At 35.3% G+C, this 19,304-nt stretch carries 18 protein-coding genes; 14 read left to right on the top strand and 4 right to left on the bottom strand.

Features of this window, described 5'->3' with window-relative positions:
• Window positions 1-114 precede the first annotated feature (114 nt).
• The 7 genes from GMB29_RS20965 (at window position 115) to GMB29_RS20940 (ending at window position 7,336) form a co-directional block, all read left to right on the top strand.
• Entirely contained in the window at window positions 115-1,314 is a 1,200-nt protein-coding gene (locus tag GMB29_RS20965) for an argininosuccinate synthase (RefSeq protein ID WP_136352033.1), read from the top strand.
• Window positions 1,311-2,684, top strand: coding sequence for an argininosuccinate lyase (gene argH / locus GMB29_RS20960; RefSeq protein WP_136352032.1), 1,374 nt, complete (start codon window positions 1,311-1,313; stop codon window positions 2,682-2,684). The genes GMB29_RS20965 and argH overlap by 4 nt, the downstream gene beginning before the upstream one ends.
• 215 nt (window positions 2,685-2,899) lie before the next feature.
• Complete coding sequence (locus GMB29_RS27120) at window positions 2,900-3,058, top strand: hypothetical protein (RefSeq protein ID WP_168733784.1); 159 nt, start codon at window positions 2,900-2,902, stop codon at window positions 3,056-3,058.
• A 252-nt stretch (window positions 3,059-3,310) separates the two neighbouring features.
• Window positions 3,311-4,432 (top strand): alanine dehydrogenase, encoded by a 1,122-nt coding sequence (gene ald / locus GMB29_RS20955; protein WP_136352180.1) that lies wholly within the window; start codon window positions 3,311-3,313, stop codon window positions 4,430-4,432.
• A gap of 143 nt (window positions 4,433-4,575) precedes the next feature.
• Complete coding sequence (locus GMB29_RS20950) at window positions 4,576-5,256, top strand: metal-dependent hydrolase (protein WP_136352179.1); 681 nt, start codon at window positions 4,576-4,578, stop codon at window positions 5,254-5,256.
• 310 nt (window positions 5,257-5,566) lie between these two features.
• Window positions 5,567-5,818, top strand: a complete 252-nt coding sequence (locus GMB29_RS20945; protein ID WP_136352031.1) for a hypothetical protein — start codon at window positions 5,567-5,569, stop codon at window positions 5,816-5,818.
• Window positions 5,819-6,019: 201 nt separating this feature from the next.
• Window positions 6,020-7,336: a CBS domain-containing protein gene (locus tag GMB29_RS20940; protein WP_136352030.1), complete on the top strand. Its 1,317-nt coding sequence runs from the start codon at window positions 6,020-6,022 to the stop codon at window positions 7,334-7,336.
• Between the two features lie 89 nt (window positions 7,337-7,425).
• On the opposite strand, the gene GMB29_RS20935 is transcribed toward GMB29_RS20940, so the two are convergent.
• Window positions 7,426-7,725 (bottom strand): YtpI family protein, encoded by a 300-nt coding sequence (locus GMB29_RS20935; protein WP_136352029.1) that lies wholly within the window; start codon window positions 7,723-7,725, stop codon window positions 7,426-7,428.
• Window positions 7,726-8,061: 336 nt separating this feature from the next.
• Here GMB29_RS20935 and GMB29_RS20930 point away from each other — a divergent pair, with 336 nt between their 5' ends.
• On the top strand, window positions 8,062-9,000 hold the full coding sequence (locus tag GMB29_RS20930; RefSeq protein ID WP_136352028.1) for a DHH family phosphoesterase: 939 nt from the start codon (window positions 8,062-8,064) through the stop codon (window positions 8,998-9,000).
• Window positions 9,001-9,108: 108 nt separating this feature from the next.
• Here the strand turns inward: GMB29_RS20930 and GMB29_RS20925 are convergent, their stop codons facing one another.
• The 3 genes from GMB29_RS20925 to GMB29_RS20915 form a co-directional block, all read right to left on the bottom strand.
• Window positions 9,109-9,297, bottom strand: a complete 189-nt coding sequence (locus GMB29_RS20925; RefSeq protein WP_136352027.1) for a YtzJ family protein — start codon at window positions 9,295-9,297, stop codon at window positions 9,109-9,111.
• Window positions 9,298-9,437: 140 nt separating this feature from the next.
• The gene (ytrI, locus tag GMB29_RS20920) at window positions 9,438-9,941 is read right to left on the bottom strand and encodes a sporulation membrane protein YtrI (protein ID WP_136352026.1); all 504 of its coding nucleotides are present in this window, start codon (window positions 9,939-9,941) and stop codon (window positions 9,438-9,440) included.
• On the bottom strand, window positions 9,938-10,273 hold the full coding sequence (locus tag GMB29_RS20915; protein WP_136352025.1) for a sporulation membrane protein YtrH: 336 nt from the start codon (window positions 10,271-10,273) through the stop codon (window positions 9,938-9,940). The genes ytrI and GMB29_RS20915 overlap by 4 nt, the downstream gene beginning before the upstream one ends.
• Before the next feature lie 307 nt (window positions 10,274-10,580).
• Here GMB29_RS20915 and dnaE point away from each other — a divergent pair, with 307 nt between their 5' ends.
• The 6 genes from dnaE (at window position 10,581) to pfkA (ending at window position 19,203) form a co-directional block, all read left to right on the top strand.
• Window positions 10,581-13,946: a DNA polymerase III subunit alpha gene (gene dnaE / locus GMB29_RS20910; protein WP_136352024.1), complete on the top strand. Its 3,366-nt coding sequence runs from the start codon at window positions 10,581-10,583 to the stop codon at window positions 13,944-13,946.
• A gap of 151 nt (window positions 13,947-14,097) precedes the next feature.
• Window positions 14,098-15,327 (top strand): NADP-dependent malic enzyme, encoded by a 1,230-nt coding sequence (locus tag GMB29_RS20905; protein ID WP_136352023.1) that lies wholly within the window; start codon window positions 14,098-14,100, stop codon window positions 15,325-15,327.
• Window positions 15,328-15,344: 17 nt separating this feature from the next.
• Window positions 15,345-15,959, top strand: a complete 615-nt coding sequence (locus GMB29_RS20900) for a FadR/GntR family transcriptional regulator (RefSeq protein WP_168733783.1) — start codon at window positions 15,345-15,347, stop codon at window positions 15,957-15,959.
• 187 nt (window positions 15,960-16,146) lie between these two features.
• Window positions 16,147-17,022, top strand: coding sequence for an acetyl-CoA carboxylase, carboxyltransferase subunit beta (gene accD / locus GMB29_RS20895; protein ID WP_136352021.1), 876 nt, complete (start codon window positions 16,147-16,149; stop codon window positions 17,020-17,022).
• Complete coding sequence (gene accA / locus GMB29_RS20890; protein WP_136352020.1) at window positions 17,016-17,993, top strand: acetyl-CoA carboxylase carboxyl transferase subunit alpha; 978 nt, start codon at window positions 17,016-17,018, stop codon at window positions 17,991-17,993. The genes accD and accA overlap by 7 nt, the downstream gene beginning before the upstream one ends.
• Before the next feature lie 250 nt (window positions 17,994-18,243).
• Window positions 18,244-19,203, top strand: coding sequence for a 6-phosphofructokinase (gene pfkA, locus GMB29_RS20885; protein WP_136352019.1), 960 nt, complete (start codon window positions 18,244-18,246; stop codon window positions 19,201-19,203).
• Window positions 19,204-19,304: the final 101 nt, after the last annotated feature.

Raw genomic sequence — 19,304 nt, 5'->3', positions numbered from 1 at the left:
ATATGCATTTTTCTATTGACGAAATAGGGATACAGTTGTAAAGTGTTACCTAGATAGCAATTGTATTTTTATAAACATATATTAATTTTTATACATTCAAGGAGGAACATATAGATGAAAAAAGTTGTGTTAGCTTACTCTGGGGGATTAGATACCTCTGTTGCAATTAAATGGTTACAAGAACAAGGTTATGCAGTTGTTGCATGTTGTTTAGATGTAGGTGAAGGGAAAGATACTGCTTTCGTTCAACAAAAAGCTCTTCAAGTTGGTGCAGTTGAGTCATATATGATTGATGCAAAAGAAGAATATGCAAAAGATTTTGCGTTAGTTGCTCTTCAAGCACATACGTTATACGAAGGTAAATATCCATTAATTTCAGCTTTATCTCGTCCACTAATTGCGAAAAAACTAGTGGAAATTGCTGAAAAAGAGAATGCAGTAGCGATTGCACATGGCTGTACAGGAAAAGGAAACGATCAAGTTCGTTTCGAAGTATCCATTAAAGCACTAAATCCAGATCTTGAAGTACTTGCTCCAGTAAGAGAGTGGGGTTGGTCACGTGAAGAGGAAATCGAATACGCATCAAAACATGGTATTCCAATTCCTATTAATTTAGACAGCCCATATTCCATTGACCAAAACTTATGGGGAAGAAGTAATGAATGCGGTGTTTTAGAAGATCCATGGGCAGCGCCGCCAGAAGGTGCATATGAATTAACAGCTCCATTAGAAAAAACACCAGATGTAGCGGAAATCATTGAAATTCAATTCGAACAAGGTGTTCCAGTGAAAATTAATGACAAAGATTATCCACTTCATGAGTTAATTCTTAAGCTAAACGAAATAGCAGGTAAACATGGTGTCGGACGTATTGACCACGTTGAGAATCGTCTTGTTGGAATTAAATCACGTGAAGTATATGAGTGCCCTGGTGCGATGACACTTATTAAAGCACATAAAGAGCTTGAAGACTTAACATTAGTAAAAGAAGTGGCTCATTTCAAACCAGTAATTGAGCAAAAATTAGCAGAGCTTATTTATAATGGTCTTTGGTTCTCACCATTAAAAAATGCATTACATGCTTTCTTAAAAGAAACACAAACATATGTAACTGGAACAGTTCGTGTGAAACTATTTAAAGGGCATGCAATTGTTGAAGGAAGAAAATCTGAGTACTCTTTATATGACGAAAAGCTTGCGACATATACAAAAGACGATGCTTTTGATCACAATGCAGCAATCGGATTTATTGAATTATTCGGACTACCAACGAAAGTGAACAGCATGGTGAAAAATAAGAAGGTGGAAGTATGAAAAAACTCTGGGGTGGACGCTTCCAAAAAACCCCTGAACAATGGGTGGATGAGTTCGGCGCATCCATCCATTTTGATCAGGAGTTAGTTGAGGAAGACATCACAGGCAGCCTTGCACATGTTGATATGCTAGGTAAATGTGGAATTATTAGTAATGAAGAAGCTAGTCAAATTACCAATGGCTTAAAAACGCTTTTAGAAAAAGCGAAGAAAAATGAACTTACATTTTCAGTGAATTATGAGGATATTCACTTAAATATTGAGAAGATGTTAATTGATGAAATTGGCCCTGTCGGCGGAAAGCTGCATACAGGAAGAAGCCGTAATGATCAGGTTGCTACAGATATGCATTTATATTTACGTAATCATGTAGCATTGATTGTTGAATTTATTGAAGGTCTGCAAAAATCATTAGTAAATAAGGCTGAAGCACATGTCGAAACAATTTTACCAGGCTATACACATCTTCAAAGAGCACAACCAATTTCTTTTGCTCACCACTTAATGGCTTATTTTTGGATGCTTGATCGTGATAAACAAAGATTTAAAGAGTCAATAAAACGTATAAACATATCTCCATTAGGGAGTTCCGCTCTAGCTGGGACAACCTTTCCAATTGACCGCGAGTATACAGCGCAAAAATTAGGATTTGATGGGATCTACGAAAATAGTCTTGATGGTGTTAGCGATCGTGACTTTATCATTGAATTTCTTAGTAATAGCTCGTTATTGATGATGCATTTATCTCGTTTTTGTGAGGAAATTATTTTATGGTGCTCACAGGAATTTCAATTCATTGAGCTCGATGACACATATGCAACAGGCTCAAGCATCATGCCTCAGAAAAAGAATCCTGATATGGCTGAGTTAATCAGAGGGAAAACAGGAAGAGTTTATGGTAATTTGATGTCTTTACTTACTATTTTAAAAGGCCTTCCATTAGCCTATAATAAAGATCTTCAAGAAGATAAAGAGGGTATGTTTGATACAGTTAAAACAATTGAAGGCAGCCTGCAAATCTTTATTGGTATGATTGATACGATGAAAGTAAATAAAGACAAGATGGAAAAAGCAACGAAAGAAGATTTCTCAAATGCTACTGAACTTGCGGATTATCTTTCAACGAAAGGAATGCCGTTCAGAGAAGCTCATGAAGTAGTTGGTACTCTTGTTTACGAATGTATCCAATTAGGAATATATTTGAAAGATTTACCATTTGAACAATACAAAAAATCTTCTGATCTGTTCGAGGAAGACCTGTATGAAGTTATTAATCCGTTTGAAGCCGTAAGAAAACGGATGAGTGCTGGAGGAACAGGCTTCGAAATGGTGAAAATAGCGATTGAAAAAGCAAAAGCTACACTCAATTAAATCGTTTTGTGAAGCTATATATTTATCTAAGCCATTCCATTCTGAAAGGTATATTCATCTTTCGGTAAGGAGTGGCTTGTTTACTTATTGTGTACAAGGTGCATCCGCCCTTTCTAAATGTCTAGCTTCAGCGCTTCCGCTTTTCTATTAGTATAAGCTCCTTATTTTCAGAGACACTAATCGCGAGTAATTGAAAAATAAGGAGTTGAATAGTTTTGGAAGAGAAAAGAGTGACGAGACAGACTTATTATTATGATCATCTTGGTGAACTAGAAACGATGCAGCAAATTACAGATGCATATGAAAGTGGTGTTGTTGAACTGCAATATGAACAAAACTTCCTTCAGGAGCATTTACAATTTAAGAAAGACTAAGCAAAATAAAGGCTGACTTTGAAAAGGTCAGCTTTTTCTATTCTCAAATGTATGGCATATAAGTTTAAATGAAAAATAGATGTGGATAAAACTTGATTATTGGTCATATTAAGTTGGATAATAATGTTAGTAAGTATTATGTTAGAATATTTTTGTTTTCGAAGTTCTGCGTTATGGAGTTATCATATGATAAATTACGGCCATACTGTTAAAGGACGTTCGATGGAAATGATGATAAAAGGAGGACTATTCGTGAAAATTGGCATTCCTACAGAGATTAAGAATAATGAAAATCGTGTGGCAATGACTCCAGCAGGGGCTTTTCATCTTGTAAAATCAGGTCATGAAGTATTTATCGAAAAAAATGCAGGTGCTGGTTCAGGTTTTACAGATGAACAGTATGTAGAAGCAGGAGCAAAAATTGTTGATTCAGCCCAACAAGCATGGTCAATGGATATGGTGATGAAAGTAAAAGAGCCTATTAAAGAAGAATATCAATATTTTCGTGAGGGCTTATTATTATTTACTTATTTGCATCTAGCACCTGAGCCGGAATTAACAGCTGCTTTAATAGAACATAAAGTGATTGCCATAGCTTATGAAACTGTTCAACTCCCAAATGGCTCTTTGCCGCTACTCACACCAATGAGTGAAGTTGCTGGTAGAATGGCTTCTCAAATTGGTGCGCAGTTTTTAGAGAAACCAAAGGGTGGAAAAGGGATTTTGTTAGCAGGAGTACCAGGAACTCAGCGGGGGAAAGTCACCATCATTGGCGGAGGAGTTGCAGGTACAAATGCGGCCAAAATTGCGATTGGACTCGGTGCCGATGTGACGATATTAGATGTAAATCCTGATCGATTAAGACATCTGGATGATATTTTTAATCGTGAAATTACGACATTAATGTCGAATCCGCTTAATATTGCTGATGTTGTTCGTCAATCAGATTTAGTTATCGGAGCAGTATTAATTCCAGGTGCAAAAGCACCTAAACTTGTAACAGAAGATGTCGTACAATCGATGTCAGATGGTTCGGTCATTGTTGATATTGCTATAGACCAAGGTGGAATTTTTGCTACGACAGATAAAATTACAACACATGATAATCCAACGTATGTGAAGCATGGTGTCGTACACTATGCTGTTGCAAATATGCCTGGAGCAGTTCCACGGACATCCACCATTGCTCTTACAAATGTAACAGTTCCATATGCTGTTCAGATTGCAACAAAAGGTTATAAAAAAGCGTGCTTAGAAAACGAAGCATTATTAAAAGGAATTAATACATTAGATGGATTTGTAACATATGAAGCAGTTGCACAAGCACATGGTTTAACATATTCGGACCCGCGCAGTATATTAAATGGTAAATAAAAGGGAACAAACTTGTTTATTATGGTCTGTCAAATCTTTGATCAGACCATTTTAGTGTTTAAAATTGTAACCAATTAGGGTAAGATTTGAAGGAGAAGCTATAGCTTCTATAAGAAAAAATTGGGAGGGAGCAGGTGAACAAAATGCAAGTTTCATATCATGGGCATTCAGTTGTGCAAATATCTACACAGAATAAAAAAATTATCATTGATCCGTTTATAAATGGAAATGAATTAACTGATTTAAATGTAAAAGATCTTGAAGTAGATGTGATTATTTTAACACATGGTCATAATGATCATGTCGGTGACACAGTGGAAATTGCTAAGAAAAATAATGCATTAGTCATTGCTCCGTATGAGTTAGCGGTCTACATAGGTAAAAATAATATTACTATTCATCCAATGAACATAGGTGGGGCATATCAATTTGATTTTGGTACAGTTAAATTGACACAGGCTTTTCATGGCTCAAGTTATGAAGAAAAGGACGGAACGGTTATTTATACTGGAATGCCTTCAGGTGTCTTATTAACTTCTGAAGGGAATACGATTTATCATGCTGGAGATACTGCTTTATTTTCAGATATGAAAATGATTGGTGAACGAAATTCAATCGATGTAGCATTTTTACCAATTGGAGATAACTTAACAATGGGTCCAGAAGATGCAGTAGATGCTGCAGACTGGCTAAAAGCCAAAAAGGTAGTACCAATCCACTACAATACATTTCCTGCAATAAAACAAAACCCAAATGAATTTACAAAGATGTTGCCAAATGGAGTCGGTATTCCATTGAAAATTGGAGAATCGTTAGAACTTTAATTTTGGCTCTTTTCTAAAATGTAGCTTTTAAAACGAAAACTATTTAAAGTTGATTGGAGCAGATTGCGAGACTCCTTTGGGTGTAGCGGGACAGGTGTATACGCCGAGGAGGCTCACCGCCGCACCGCTAAAAAGCGAGCATCCTCTCGCTGCAATAAACCACACCGCACAACTTGGTAAATAGCAACAAAGTTTACGAAAACAGCCTTAATTTTTAAAGAAGTGAGTGATAGCAGTTAACTGTCATTCACTTCTTTTTTTTATTGTACATGCATAAAATAAACAAAACCTATTTTGAAAGGATGATTGAATGAAAAATTTAATGTATGCATTGATCGCTTTAGGGATGCTTTATTTAGGATTGAGGCAAATAACATTATCTGGAGACCAATTACAAACAGTCTTTGCAATGAGTTGGCTTTGCTTAGCGATTTTTGTTATCGGCGGAAATTTTGCCCATTACCTATATAGACCTAAGAAGCAAGTTCAGGCAAAACAAATACAAATATATAAGAACAATTTGAAAAATAAACGGCAATATATAAAAAGAAGAGGTAACTAATATTCATCATTTCAATTTGACTAAAATAAGCAAGATCTTACAATCTATTTGTCAGGTATTTTTTAAGAGCCAGTATAAATCTATCTAGAGCAGGACAAACAGTTCGTTGATATAAATATGTACCACCCTTATAATAAAAGTGGATAAACATACTAAAATGGTTTATTTATAATTGGTACTTTATAAAAAGGGTGATGCAGCTTGGCTACGAAGCACGAGCAAATTTTACAATATATAAATTCACTTGCTGTCGGTGAAAAAATTTCTGTTCGGCAAATTGCAAAAGAAATTAATGTTAGTGAAGGGACTGCATATCGAGCGATTAAAGAAGCAGAGAATAAAGGTTATGTCAGTACAATTGAACGTGTTGGAACAATTAGAATTGAAACAAAGAAAAAAGAAAATATTGAAAAATTAACATATGCAGAGGTTGTTAACATTGTAGATGGACATGTCTTAGGCGGAAAAGCAGGGTTGCATAAAACATTAAATAAGTTTGTGATCGGTGCAATGGAACTTGATGCAATGATGCGCTATACAGGTGCAGGTAATTTATTAATCGTTGGTAACAGGACAAATGCACATCAATTTGCTTTGGAAGCTGGGGCAGCGGTCTTAATTACAGGTGGTTTTGATACAGACGAGAGTGTGAAAAAATTAGCAGATGAGCTTGAGTTACCGATTATTTCAACTAGCTATGATACATTTACTGTCGGAACAATGATTAACCGTGCAATCTATGATCAATTAATTAAAAAAGAGATTGTCCAAGTAGAGGATATTTTAACACCATTAGATAAAACGATATGTTTATATACATCTGATACAGTATCAACGTGGTATCAACATAATTACGAAACAGGACATGGTCGTTTTCCAGTTATTGACCAAAATATTAAGGTACAAGGAATTGTCACATCAAAAGACATAATGGGGCATGATCATTCAACTTTAATTGAAAAGGTAATGACGAAAAGTCCGATAACGGTTATTGGAAAAACATCTGTTGCTTCGGCTGCACAAATGATGGTTTGGGAAGGTATTGAAGTTTTGCCTGTTGTTGATCAGCAAAATCGCCTTCAAGGCATGATTAGTCGTCAGGATGTATTAAAAGCGCTGCAAATGATTCAAAGACAACCGCAAATCGGTGAAAAGCTTGATGACATTGTGACAAATCAATTTGTGACAATCGATGATGACTCAAAATCGAGCAGCATTTTTCGATGTGAAGTAAGTCCGCAAATGACTAACCACCTTGGTACAATTTCTTATGGAGTATTTACCACACTCGTCACAGAAGCTGCAAATCGTTATTTACGGGCACAAAAAAAGGGTGATATTGTTGTAGAGAATATTACGATCTACTTTATGAAGCCCGTTCAAATGGAAACAATGCTTGAAATCCACCCGAAAATACTTGAGGTTGGGAGAAAGTTTGGAAAAATAGATATTGAAGCATATAGTGACGGGCTAGTTGTAGGTAAAGCAATGATGATGGTTCAACTGATTGAAAGATAGAATAGTGTCCTAAAAGCACAGAGTCTGGCACCTATTATTTTTATTCTTCATAATATAAAAAATAAGAAGCGGCAATCAGAAGCCGCTTCTTATTTTTGTTGTTGAAATTCTTTCATTACGAGTGGCAAATAATGCTTATATGCCCGGTATCCAGCCCAGCAGCTGCCAAGTCCAACAAGGAGAAATAGAATTCCCACTATTAACGATATGCTGGATCGATAGAGGAATAATTGATTAAGTCCAAAGAATGCGACAAATACCCCTAGTGCCATGCTTGATTTAGCTGATATCCAATGTTTTAATAGTTGGTTTTTAGCTCTATATACTTTGGTCTTATAATAAACATAAAAGGCCAAAGAAATAACGATGATGACAACCAATACTGGCATATGTATAATACCTCCACTTTAAGTCAGTCATAAATTAGATAAATAGGGATAAGCCCCAAATGGTTAAAGAAGACAACCACCTTAAGCCTCATGATTCATAAGCATGGTGTGATACCTTTCCCGTTTAGATCCACTACGAAGAACAGCCCTTTAAAGTCCTAGCGTGATATGGTAAATAAATTCAGTTGGAGAAAAAAACACTACATGAAGGCTCACTATATTTTAACATGTCCAGTTAAAAAATGTATTCTTTTCATTTATAAGGTATTCTTTCTTTTTAAATCCTATTTTATATGATTTAATAATTATTAATAAAGATTATAAAAGGAGATACATATGAAACAACAAATTATAGATGAAATACGTCAGAATGACACCATTATTATTCATCGCCATGTTCGTCCAGATCCGGATGCCTATGGCTCACAATGTGGATTAGCGGAAATATTAAAAGCTTCTTATCCAGATAAAAAAATCTATGTCGTAGGCGAAACAGATCCATCTTTGGAATTTCTTTATAAAATGGATCTTGTTGAAGATAATCTTTATCAAGATGCACTTGTTATTGTATGTGATACGGCAAATCAGGCTCGAGTAAGCGATCAACGCTTTAAAAATGGTAAAAAGTTAATAAAAATTGATCATCATCCAAATGAAGATAAGTATGGTGACATTCTATGGGTCGATACGACTGCAGCTGCAACGAGTGAGTTGATTTACGAATTATATTTAGAAGGTAAAGAGGATGGGTTAGTCCTTTCTAAAAAAGCTGCACAGTTATTATATGCAGGTATTGTTGGTGATACAGGTCGCTTCTTATTTCCAAGTACGACAGAAAAGACATTTCATTATGCGAGTGCATTAATTTCTGAAGGAATACAGATTACTCCTCTTTATGATGAACTATATAAAACCAAACGAAATGTAGCGACATTAAGTGGTTATGTATTGCAAAACTTTTCACTGACATCCTCTGGAGCTGCATCAATGAAGATTTCTAAGGAAATATTAACTGAGTACGACGTTACACCCTCAGAAGCATCGCAACTAGTCGGCATTCTAGGCGATATAGAAGGTGTAAAAGCATGGGTATTTTTCGTTGAAGAGTCAGATCAAATCAGAGTTAGATTAAGATCAAGAGAAATCATTATAAATGGATTAGCCAGAAAATATAATGGCGGAGGACATCCATTAGCTTCAGGGGCATCAGTATATAGTTGGGAAGAAGCAGAGAGAGTGCTAAAAGATTTAGATGAGCTTTGTCAGAACATGTAATTGAATGAAAACCGATATGTAGTGGTTCGGAATCCTGGAATGTTCCGAACCTAATTTTATTAAGGAAAGTGTTAGTGGGGAAATATGATGTGGTATTTATGTTAATGTTTACTTATCTCTGATTGGTATGAACCAAAATCCAATATCTGTTGCATCTTCAAGTACGTTAAGTTTTAAAATTTTAATTTCCTTTTTTATTAAATTTGCAATCTCAGGAGATTCAACATAGGCTGAAAACCCTTTTTTTATAATTTCTACCTTTTCTTGAGCAAGTTTTTTAGGGTTTAATATATACAATTTAATCACCTCCGTCATGGTTGAAATGAATATTCCTAAAAGTGTGCAGGTGGAAAGAAAAATGTATATCTTTAATACTTATTAATGTTTAAAAGGAAATATCCTACATTTTTAATTTGTATATAAATTTGTAAGAAAGTTCATTTTGAAAATGAGATTTCTACTTCTATATAAATGGTTGTATATAACATGAATTTTATCATTTCAAGCTTATATTCCTTCCCATCATTCTTGTAAATCTTGTTTTCAATTATTCTCTCAATAAGAAAATGATTGTCGTATACGCTCTCCATATCTTTCGCAATTAAATCTGATAAATTCTTCTTCACATCATCTTCGATATTCGTTATCATGAATTGTTTTGGAAGATACTTTTTACCGTTTACAATATGAACCTCGATATTTTGAACTGTGACTTTTTGTTGTGCTTCTTTATTTAATTTTGAATATTCTTCTTGGTAAATTTTAATGCTATTTTTTAACTCCTCTATATCCCTTTTTTGTTCGTCAATAATCGTACTTTGCTCTTCTTGAATCACACCAAAAATAAACAGAAAAACACACCAGCTGATCACTGCTCCTATTGCAGCGCCAGCAAAGAAACGCTGCCATGTTGGTTGTTTATAATGTTGTGGAACTCTCATTGAATATGCTCCTGTGTTAACCACGTAATAAGGAGCCATCCAGTTTGTGCTCCACCCATGGCCGATATGATTAATAACACTTGTTTGACAATGTCTCTTGTTTCCCCCTGGATAATTCCGCGTTCAAAGCTATAAAAGGCATCAAAAGTGCCGCCAATTGCAGCGACAAGTGCCCATATCTTTAAGCTGTTTGCAAATTCAAACATTTTTGTTAATGGCGGCTCACCAGCTAAAAAAGCACCGATTGCACCGATAAGTGTACCACCCAAAAGCACACCTAAAGCAATAAAAAAGCTATGAATAAAAGCCGGTATAAAGGCTTCGTTGTTCATCTGCATCAACCTCCTGATATTATGTATATGGACGACCTTTTTTAAGTATGTTTTGTTTTAATCGGAAAAAGAAAAGAATCGATTTTTTATTATTTGTCTCGATAAAACTCTAGGAATATAATGAAGGATATAAATAATCTCGAGATTACATGTGCGTAGTTTTAATAAATGAAAAAATGTACGTAAATGAGTCGTGTTTGTATAGCTATATGCCTAGTCTCAAATAAATGAACAGTTAAAAGATCAACCTTGTATGTTAGAGATAGTCCAAGGAGCTTGCACATTCAAAAGAAAGGGGGGACTTTATTTGCCTTTTGTTCACCTTCAAGTAAAAAGTGCTTACAGTTTATTATCAAGCGCGGCAAAGCTTGATAAGCTTGTAAGTAAAGCAAAATCACTCCAATTTAAAGCATTAGCATTAACAGATTTTCAGGTCATGTATGGCACAGTTGCTTTTTTTAAATTATGCAGAAAATATGATATAAAACCGATTATTGGATTGACGATCAATGTTATTGATGATGATGGTGACGGATTAGCTTCTCCCATTGTTTTATTAGCTGAAAATAATTGTGGCTATCAAAACTTATTAAAGATTAGTAGTGCGATTCAAACTAAATCACCTGAGGGGATACCTGAAAGATGGTTAAGGAGCTACAGTAAGGGTCTTATTGCAATAACGACTGGACAAGATGGGCTTATCGAGAAGAGTTTACTAGATGGAAATCGATTAAAAGCGATTGAACTCTCAAAGAAATATGAGTCTATTTTTGGAAGGAATTCTTTTTATTATGGCATTCAAAATGATCTGACTAAACAGGACGGACACCTTATAAATGAAATGCTCTTATTGGGTGAAGAATTAAAAATACCCGTTGTTGCAACAAATAATGTTGCATATTTAGAGAAAGAAGACTTTTTTGCCTATCAGTGCTTACAAGCCATCAAAAACGGTGATAAGCTTTCTGATGACCATATTGATTTACATACTCCGAAAGAAAATTACTTGAAATCACCGATGGAAATGGTATCTTTATTCGATCAATACCCAGACGCCCTTGAAAATACATTACTTATTGCTGAGCGATGTCAAGTTGATCTAGAACTTGGAGTTACCCATCTGCCTAAGTTTCCCACACCAAATCAAGAAAGTGCTAATGAGTATTTAGAGCATCTCTGCTTGCGTGGGCTATATGAACGTTTTAAGGAACCTGATGAGATCTATAAAGATAGACTTGCATATGAATTAAGTGTCATTACAAGGATGAATTTCAGCGATTATTTTTTGATCGTATGGGATTTTATGAAGTATGCACATGAAAATGGTATTCTTACTGGTCCAGGACGCGGTTCAGCAGCTGGTTCTCTTGTTTCATATGTATTAAAGATTACGGATGTTGATCCAATTAAGCATCGCCTTCTTTTTGAACGCTTTTTAAATCCTGAACGGATCACTATGCCTGATATTGATATAGATTTTCCAGATTCAAAACGTGACGATGTGATTAATTATGTTGCAAACAAATATGGGAAAATACATGTTGCCCAAATTATCACATTTGGTACATTGGCAGCTAAAGCGGCAATCCGTGATGTCGGACGAGTGATGGGAGCCTCGCCTAAGGAAACAGACATCCTTTCAAAACAAATACCAGTGCGTCCTGGCATTATGTTAAAGGACGCGATTCATGATTCTCCGGCACTAAAAAAAGCAATTGATGAAAATAGCTTATATAAAAAAATAGTGGAGACTGCAATGAAAATTGAAGGACTTCCACGGCATGCTTCAACACACGCTGCAGGAGTTGTACTGAGCGACCAGCCGTTAACAAATATTGTTCCAATTCAAGAAGGACAACAAGATGTTTTTTTAACGCAGTTTTCAATGGATTATTTAGAAGATTTGGGCCTTCTAAAAATGGACTTTTTAGGACTTAGAAATTTAACAATTATTGATAATATTACTAAATTAATTCAGCGTGAAGAAGGATATGTAGTAGATTTTGCGGAAATCTCAATTCAAGATGAGAAAACATTCGCATTGCTTTCAAATGGTGATACAACCGGCGTATTTCAATTGGAATCTGAGGGAATGCGAAGTGTTCTAAAACGACTTAAACCAAATTCATTTGAAGATATCGTCGCTGTAAATGCATTGTACCGTCCAGGTCCAATGGAAAATATCCCACTCTATATTGATAGAAAGCATAACAGAAGCCCTGTAAACTACTTACATCCTGATCTTGAGCCTATTTTACATTCAACATACGGAGTCATTGTGTATCAAGAACAAATAATGGAAATAGCATCAAAAATTGCTGGATTTACATTAGGTGAGGCCGATTTATTAAGAAGAGCAGTAGGGAAGAAAAAGAAAGAAGTGCTTGATAAAGAACGGCATCATTTTGTAGAAGGCTGTAAAGTCAAAGGATATGATAAACACGTGGCGAATAATATTTATGACTTAATTGTAAAATTCGCTAATTATGGTTTTAATCGAAGTCATGCTGTTGCTTATAGTATGATTGCCTATCAACTGGCATATTTAAAAGCAAATTACCCCCTCTATTTTATGACAGCATTATTAACGAGTGTAAATGGAAATGACGAAAAGGTATCACAGTATATTCGCGAAGCAAAGCAGATGGGAATTCATATTTTGCCACCGTCAGTCAACAGCAGCTCCTATCCATTTATTGTAGAGAATGGTGGGATTCGTTATAGTTTAGCGGGTATTAAGCAAGTTGGGTTATCAGCTGTAAAGGAAATTTTCCATGCTCGGAAGAAAAAAAAATATACCGATTTATTTGATTTTTGTATAAGGGTATCAATGAAAGTTGTAAATCGCCGCACATTAGAGCAACTGATTTTTTCTGGGGCGATGGATGAATTTAATGTTGATCGAGCAACATTACTTGCTAGCTTAGATGTTGCAATTGAGCACGCTGAGCTGTTAACACCTGCAGATGACAGTCAATTTGATTTATTTGTAGATGAAGAATTTTCGTTAAAGCCAAAATACATTGAAGTAGAACCGCTAAAAATAGAAGAAAAACTAAAATATGAAAAAGAATCAATAGGTTTTTATTTTTCTAATCATCCAGTTGAGCTGCACCGTAGTAAATTTCAATTTTCTGGTGCTGAATATATCTCAGATCTGGCCTCAAATATGGAAAAGAGGATTTCTCTTGGTGCTATGATCGTAAATATACGAACGATCCGCACGAAAAAAGGTGAAGTAATGGCATTTTTAGTACTTGGGGATGAAACCGGTGAGATTGATGCTGTTATGTTTCCGCAAATATATACAAAAAACAGCGAATTGATGTCAGTTGGAAAAGTATTCTTATTTGAAGGGAAAGTGGAACTGCGCCAAGGTAAAAAGCAGTTTGTTATTCAACATATCGTTTTGCCGGATGATATAAATAGTCATAAGGTTGTACCTAAATTATTTATTAAAATTGATAAAGCAACAATGGAACAGCACAGGCTTTTAGAAGTGAAGGGAAAATTAAAACAATTTCATGGAAATACACCTGTGTTTCTTTATTATGAAGTTGAAAGAAGAACGGTTCAGCTTCCAAAAGAATATTTTGTTTCTTCAACTGAAACTTGTCTGAATGAATTAATAAAATTATTAGGGAAAGAAAATGTTGTACTAAGAAGTAAATAATGTAGATTATGACATGCTAATTTACTTAGCATGTTATACTAATAATATAATCATGACCTACTTTACAAAAACATGAAATATGTTATCATTTATTCATAATTAAAGGTGGTCAGACCACTTCTATGTGGTAACTTTCAAGGGGGATATTTTCATGACACTGAGAGAAGAAGCGTTACATATTCACAGAGTTAACAAAGGGAAGCTGGAGTCAAAAGCAAAAATACCTGTAAAAAATGCGTATGATCTAAGTTTAGCCTATTCACCTGGAGTAGCAGAACCTTGTAAAGATATTTATGATGATAAAAACAAAGTATATGATTATACGATGAAAGGTAATATGGTAGCTGTCGTTTCAGATGGTACTGCAGTTCTAGGGCTAGGTAATATTGGACCAGAAGCTGCTTTGCCAGTAATGGAAGGAAAAGCTGTTCTATTTAAAAGCTTTGCAGGTGTGGATGCATTTCCAATTTGCTTAGGTACAACAGATGTTGAAGAAATTATTAAGACAGTGAAACTACTTGAACCAACATTTGGTGGCGTAAACCTAGAGGATATTGCTGCACCAAATTGCTTTGTCATTGAAGAGCGTTTGAAAAAAGAAACAAATATACCGATATTTCATGATGATCAACATGGTACGGCAATTGTTACAGTTGCGGGATTAGTAAATGCATTGAAATTAGTAGGTAAAAATATGTCTAATATTCGTGTAGTGGCTAATGGTGCAGGTGCAGCAGGCATCGCGATTATTAAATTGTTATATACATATGGTGTTAGAGATATTATTATGTGTGATTCAAAAGGTGCTATTTTTGAAAATCGTCCATATGGTATGAATGAAGTAAAATCACAAGTAGCAAAATTTACAAATCGTGACCAGCTGGAAGGATCTTTAGCAGATGTCATCAGAGAGGCTGACGTGTTTATTGGCGTATCTGTTGAAGGTGCCTTAACAAAAGAGATGGTTCAGACAATGAATCAAGATCCAATCATTTTTGCAATGGCAAATCCAAATCCGGAAATTATGCCTGAAGATGCAAAAGAAGCGGGTGCGAAAGTTATTGGAACTGGTCGTTCAGATTTTCCAAACCAAGTAAATAATGTTCTTGCATTCCCTGGTATTTTTCGAGGTGCATTAGATGTTAGAGCTACACATATTAATGAAAAAATGAAAATTGCAGCAGTTGAGGCAATTGCATCACTTGTTTCAGAACGAGAATTAAGCTCAGAATATGTTATTCCTGCTCCATTTGATCCTCGTGTTGCACCAGCTGTAGCTTCTGCAGTGGCAAAAGCTGCAATGGAAACTGGTGTGGCGAGAATCAAAGTAGATCCCGAGGAAATTGCTGAAAAGACAAGGCAGTTAGCTATTATTGAGTAAAAGTGAGTGATTCGTCTTTGACAACCACACAATCGAAAGTATATATTGAGATCCTTCGTCATATTAGAGCTTACATCGCTGAAAAACAGCTTTCATATGGAGATAAGATCCCTTCAGAAAGAGAATTTGCAGAAAAGCTTAAGGTAGGTAGATCTTCCGTAAGGGAAGCTCTACGTGCCCTTGAGCTGTTAGGGATGATTGAAACGCGGAGGGGAGAAGGTACTTTTCTCAAAGATTTTCGCGAGCACTCACTAATTGAACTGCTAGGAACGTTTATTTTAGAGGATTCTAAGGCCGTTGGTGATATTATCGAAATGAATTCTCTACTAGAGCATAATGCATTGCAATTAATTTTAAAAGGTGATCAAGAGAGAGAACTAAAATTATTGGCTGCTAAACTGAATAATAATTCAGTAACAAGGTATGAATTTATGAAAGAACTTATTCTCTTGACAAATAACTATTTACTCTTCAGAATTTGGAGCGTATTAAATGAATATGTAACATTTGTGTGTGAAAATGATCAAGAAAAGGTTTACCCAAATAGTAATTTAGAAATGCTAGTAACTGCTTTGTTAAAAAAGGAACAAAAAGAAGTACTTGCTGCTTATGAAGCGGTATCCCTTAAGTAAAATGTCGAATCGAGTATGACAAGCTTCTACAACATGCTTGTTTATCATTCGTTAAAGTATGTATATATGCATGATGATGATGTTTTATGAATACTGAAATAAATTAGCCTATAACAAGCAACGTAACTAGATAATACAAATGATAAGAATATTAGGGTAGCAGCATTAGAAAAGGGGAGGTACCGTTTTGTTAAAAGATTTGTTTACGAAACCGAAACCGAAGAAAAAGAAATATGCACAGGTTCCGTCTGAGCAAGCAAAACAGGATGTTCCTGAGGGAATTGTTAGTAAATGTCCAAGTTGTAAAAAAATTATGTATTCAAAAGAGTTAAATAAAAACTTAAAGGTCTGTATGAACTGTGGCTTTCATTATCAAATGAACGCAAAGGAACGGATTATAAGCTTATTTGATGAAAATAGTTTTATTGAATATGACAGAGATATGATTTCTGAAAATCCATTGAATTTTCCAGACTATGAAGAAAAACTAGAAAAAGATCGTCAAAAAACGAAGCAAAATGAGGCTGTAGTTACAGGTGAAGGCATGATAAATGGCTTTAAAACGACTGTTGCCATTATGGATGCTAGTTTTAGAATGGGAAGTATGGGATCTGTAGTAGGTGAAAAAATTACGCGAACAATAGAAAAGGCAAGTGAGCAAGGTCTGCCCTTTATTATTTTTACTGCCTCTGGTGGTGCCAGAATGCAGGAGGGAGTTTTAAGTTTAATGCAAATGGCCAAAACAAGCTCAGCCCTAAAATTGTTTAGTGATAATGGCGGATTATTTATCTCCATCATGACACATCCAACAACAGGTGGTGTATCAGCAAGCTTCGCATCTCTAGGAGATTATAATTTTGCTGAACCTGGCGCATTAATTGGGTTTGCAGGCAGACGTATCATCGAGCAAACAATTCGAGAAGAATTGCCAGAAGATTTTCAAACTGCTGAGTTTTTATTAAAGCATGGCCAATTAGATGCGGTGATTACTCGACATGAATTAAAAGATACAATTAGCAACATTCTAGATATTCATCAAACCGGAGGTGAATTAACATGGTAGGTGAATTAGAATTTGAAAAACCTGTTATTGAATTAAGAAAAAAAATTAGCGAACTTAAAGAATTTACAATTGGTACAGATGTTGATTTATCCTCCGAAATTGAAAAGCTTGAAAACCGCCTAGAAAAGCTTGAGAATGAGATTTATTCAAACATACAGCCATGGGATAGGGTTCAAATTGCAAGACTACCTAGTAGACCTACTACATTAGATTATATAGAACATATTTTTACTAATTTCTTCGAATGTCACGGTGACCGTTATTATGGTGATGATGACGCGATTGTAAGTGGTATTGCTAAGTTCAAAGGCCTCCCTGTTACGATTATTGGGCATCAACGTGGGAAGGATACGAAGGAAAATATTCGAAGAAATTTTGGAATGCCACATCCGGAAGGTTACCGTAAAGCTTTGAGGCTTATGAAACAAGCTGATAAATTTAACCGGCCTATTATTTGCTTTATTGATACAAAAGGCGCCTACCCTGGTAAAGCAGCAGAAGAACGTGGTCAAAGCGAAGCAATTGCTAAGAATTTGTTTGAAATGGCTGGTTTGTCCGTTCCAATCATATGTATAGTCATTGGTGAAGGTGGTAGTGGTGGAGCCCTTGCATTAGGTGTAGGGAATTATATCCATATGTTAGAAAATTCTACTTACTCCGTTATCTCTCCTGAAGGTGCTGCAGCTTTATTATGGAAAGATGCAGGCTTAGCTAAAAAGGCAGCAGAAACAATGAAAATAACTGCTCCAGATTTAAAAGAGCTTGGTGTTGTTGATGAGATCATACCAGAGGTTAAGGGTGGTGCTCATAAAGATATTGCTGCACAAGCAAGCTATATAGAAAAAGTATTAGCAGATTCTCTAAAAAGTCTTTCAAACATGAATGAAGAGGAGTTAATACAGCATCGTTATGAAAAATTTAAAAAAATAGGTCAAGTAACATTTACAAATGAGCTACTTGGGGTAAAATAAAAAACGTGTGACCAATAAGGTCCACGTTTTCTTTTAGGTAATAAAACTATTATCGTTACCTTAAGATTTTCTTAATTTATTTTTTAAAAAACATAGAATTCATTAAACACAAAGCTTGTTTTATTGTATAATAAGAAAGGCTCAGAAAAAAGTTATTCGACAAAAAGTGAGTATTCGACATTTGTTGTGATAACTCAATGTTCATGTTATTTTATTTATATTGCTATATTTTATAGTGGGGTGAAGAATGTTGAAAAAAATTGGTGTCCTAACTAGTGGTGGCGACGCCCCTGGTATGAATGCAGCAATCCGAGCGGTTGTTCGTAAAGCTATTTATCATGATGTTGAAGTATATGGAATTTATAATGGTTATACTGGTTTAATCGAAGGCCGGATTGAAAAATTAGAATTAGGCTCTGTTGGTGATATTATTCACCGAGGCGGTACAAAATTATATTCTGCTAGATGTCCTGAATTTAAAACAGTAGAAGGACAAAAGAAGGGTATTGAACAACTAAAGAAGCACGGAATTGAAGGATTAGTCGTGATTGGTGGAGACGGCTCTTACATGGGAGCAAAAAAGTTAACTGAACATGGTTATCCATGTGTGGGAGTTCCTGGGACAATAGACAATGATATACCTGGAACAGATTTTACAATTGGTTTTGATACCGCACTTAATACCGTTATTGATTCAATTGATAAAATTCGTGATACTGCAACATCACATGAACGTACATATGTAATAGAAGTAATGGGTAGACATGCTGGGGATATTGCATTATGGTCTGGTTTAGCTGGCGGAGCAGAAACAATATTAATTCCAGAAGAAGATTATGATATGGACGATATCATTGGACGTTTAAAACGAGGAAATGATCGTGGAAAAAAACATAGTATCATTATTGTAGCTGAAGGTGTTGGAAGTGGCGTCGAATTCGCTAAACAGATTGAAAAAGCAACTTCACTTGAAACACGTGTGTCTGTTTTAGGTCATGTCCAACGTGGTGGATCTCCAACTGCATTTGATCGTGTATTAGCAAGCAGATTAGGTGCATATGCAGTAGAGTTGCTTTTAGAAGGTAAAGGCGGACGTTGTGTTGGAATTCAAAAGAATGAACTCGTACACCATGATATTTTAGAAATCTTAGACAGACCTCATTCAGTTGACAAAGACATGTATCAACTTTCAAAAGAATTATCAATATAAAATACTTTATTTGGGATCGTTTTCATATAATAGTCACCTTCCAAAAATAGATGAATGACAAACATTTTGGTAAGTGCTCTATTCCCTTTTCCAAAAATAGT

This window comes from Metabacillus sediminilitoris (assembly GCF_009720625.1).
GTDB classification, from domain to species: Bacteria; Bacillota; Bacilli; order Bacillales; family Bacillaceae; genus Metabacillus; species Metabacillus sediminilitoris.
The sequence above is the reverse complement of the archived record's forward strand: the minus strand, read 5'-3'. Positions and strand labels throughout refer to the sequence as shown.

Coding starts and splice junctions, on each gene's coding strand:
- accA (WP_136352020.1), top strand. CDS start 17,016: ATGGTAGGTGAATTAGAATTTGAAAAACCTGTTATTGAATTAAGAAAA.
- argH (WP_136352032.1), top strand. CDS start 1,311: ATGAAAAAACTCTGGGGTGGACGCTTCCAAAAAACCCCTGAACAATGG.
- GMB29_RS20945 (WP_136352031.1), top strand. CDS start 5,567: ATGAAAAATTTAATGTATGCATTGATCGCTTTAGGGATGCTTTATTTA.
- GMB29_RS20905 (WP_136352023.1), top strand. CDS start 14,098: ATGACACTGAGAGAAGAAGCGTTACATATTCACAGAGTTAACAAAGGG.
- GMB29_RS20965 (WP_136352033.1), top strand. CDS start 115: ATGAAAAAAGTTGTGTTAGCTTACTCTGGGGGATTAGATACCTCTGTT.
- GMB29_RS20930 (WP_136352028.1), top strand. CDS start 8,062: ATGAAACAACAAATTATAGATGAAATACGTCAGAATGACACCATTATT.
- GMB29_RS20935 (WP_136352029.1), bottom strand. CDS start 7,725: ATGCCAGTATTGGTTGTCATCATCGTTATTTCTTTGGCCTTTTATGTT.
- GMB29_RS20950 (WP_136352179.1), top strand. CDS start 4,576: ATGCAAGTTTCATATCATGGGCATTCAGTTGTGCAAATATCTACACAG.
- GMB29_RS20915 (WP_136352025.1), bottom strand. CDS start 10,273: ATGAACAACGAAGCCTTTATACCGGCTTTTATTCATAGCTTTTTTATT.
- ytrI (WP_136352026.1), bottom strand. CDS start 9,941: ATGAGAGTTCCACAACATTATAAACAACCAACATGGCAGCGTTTCTTT.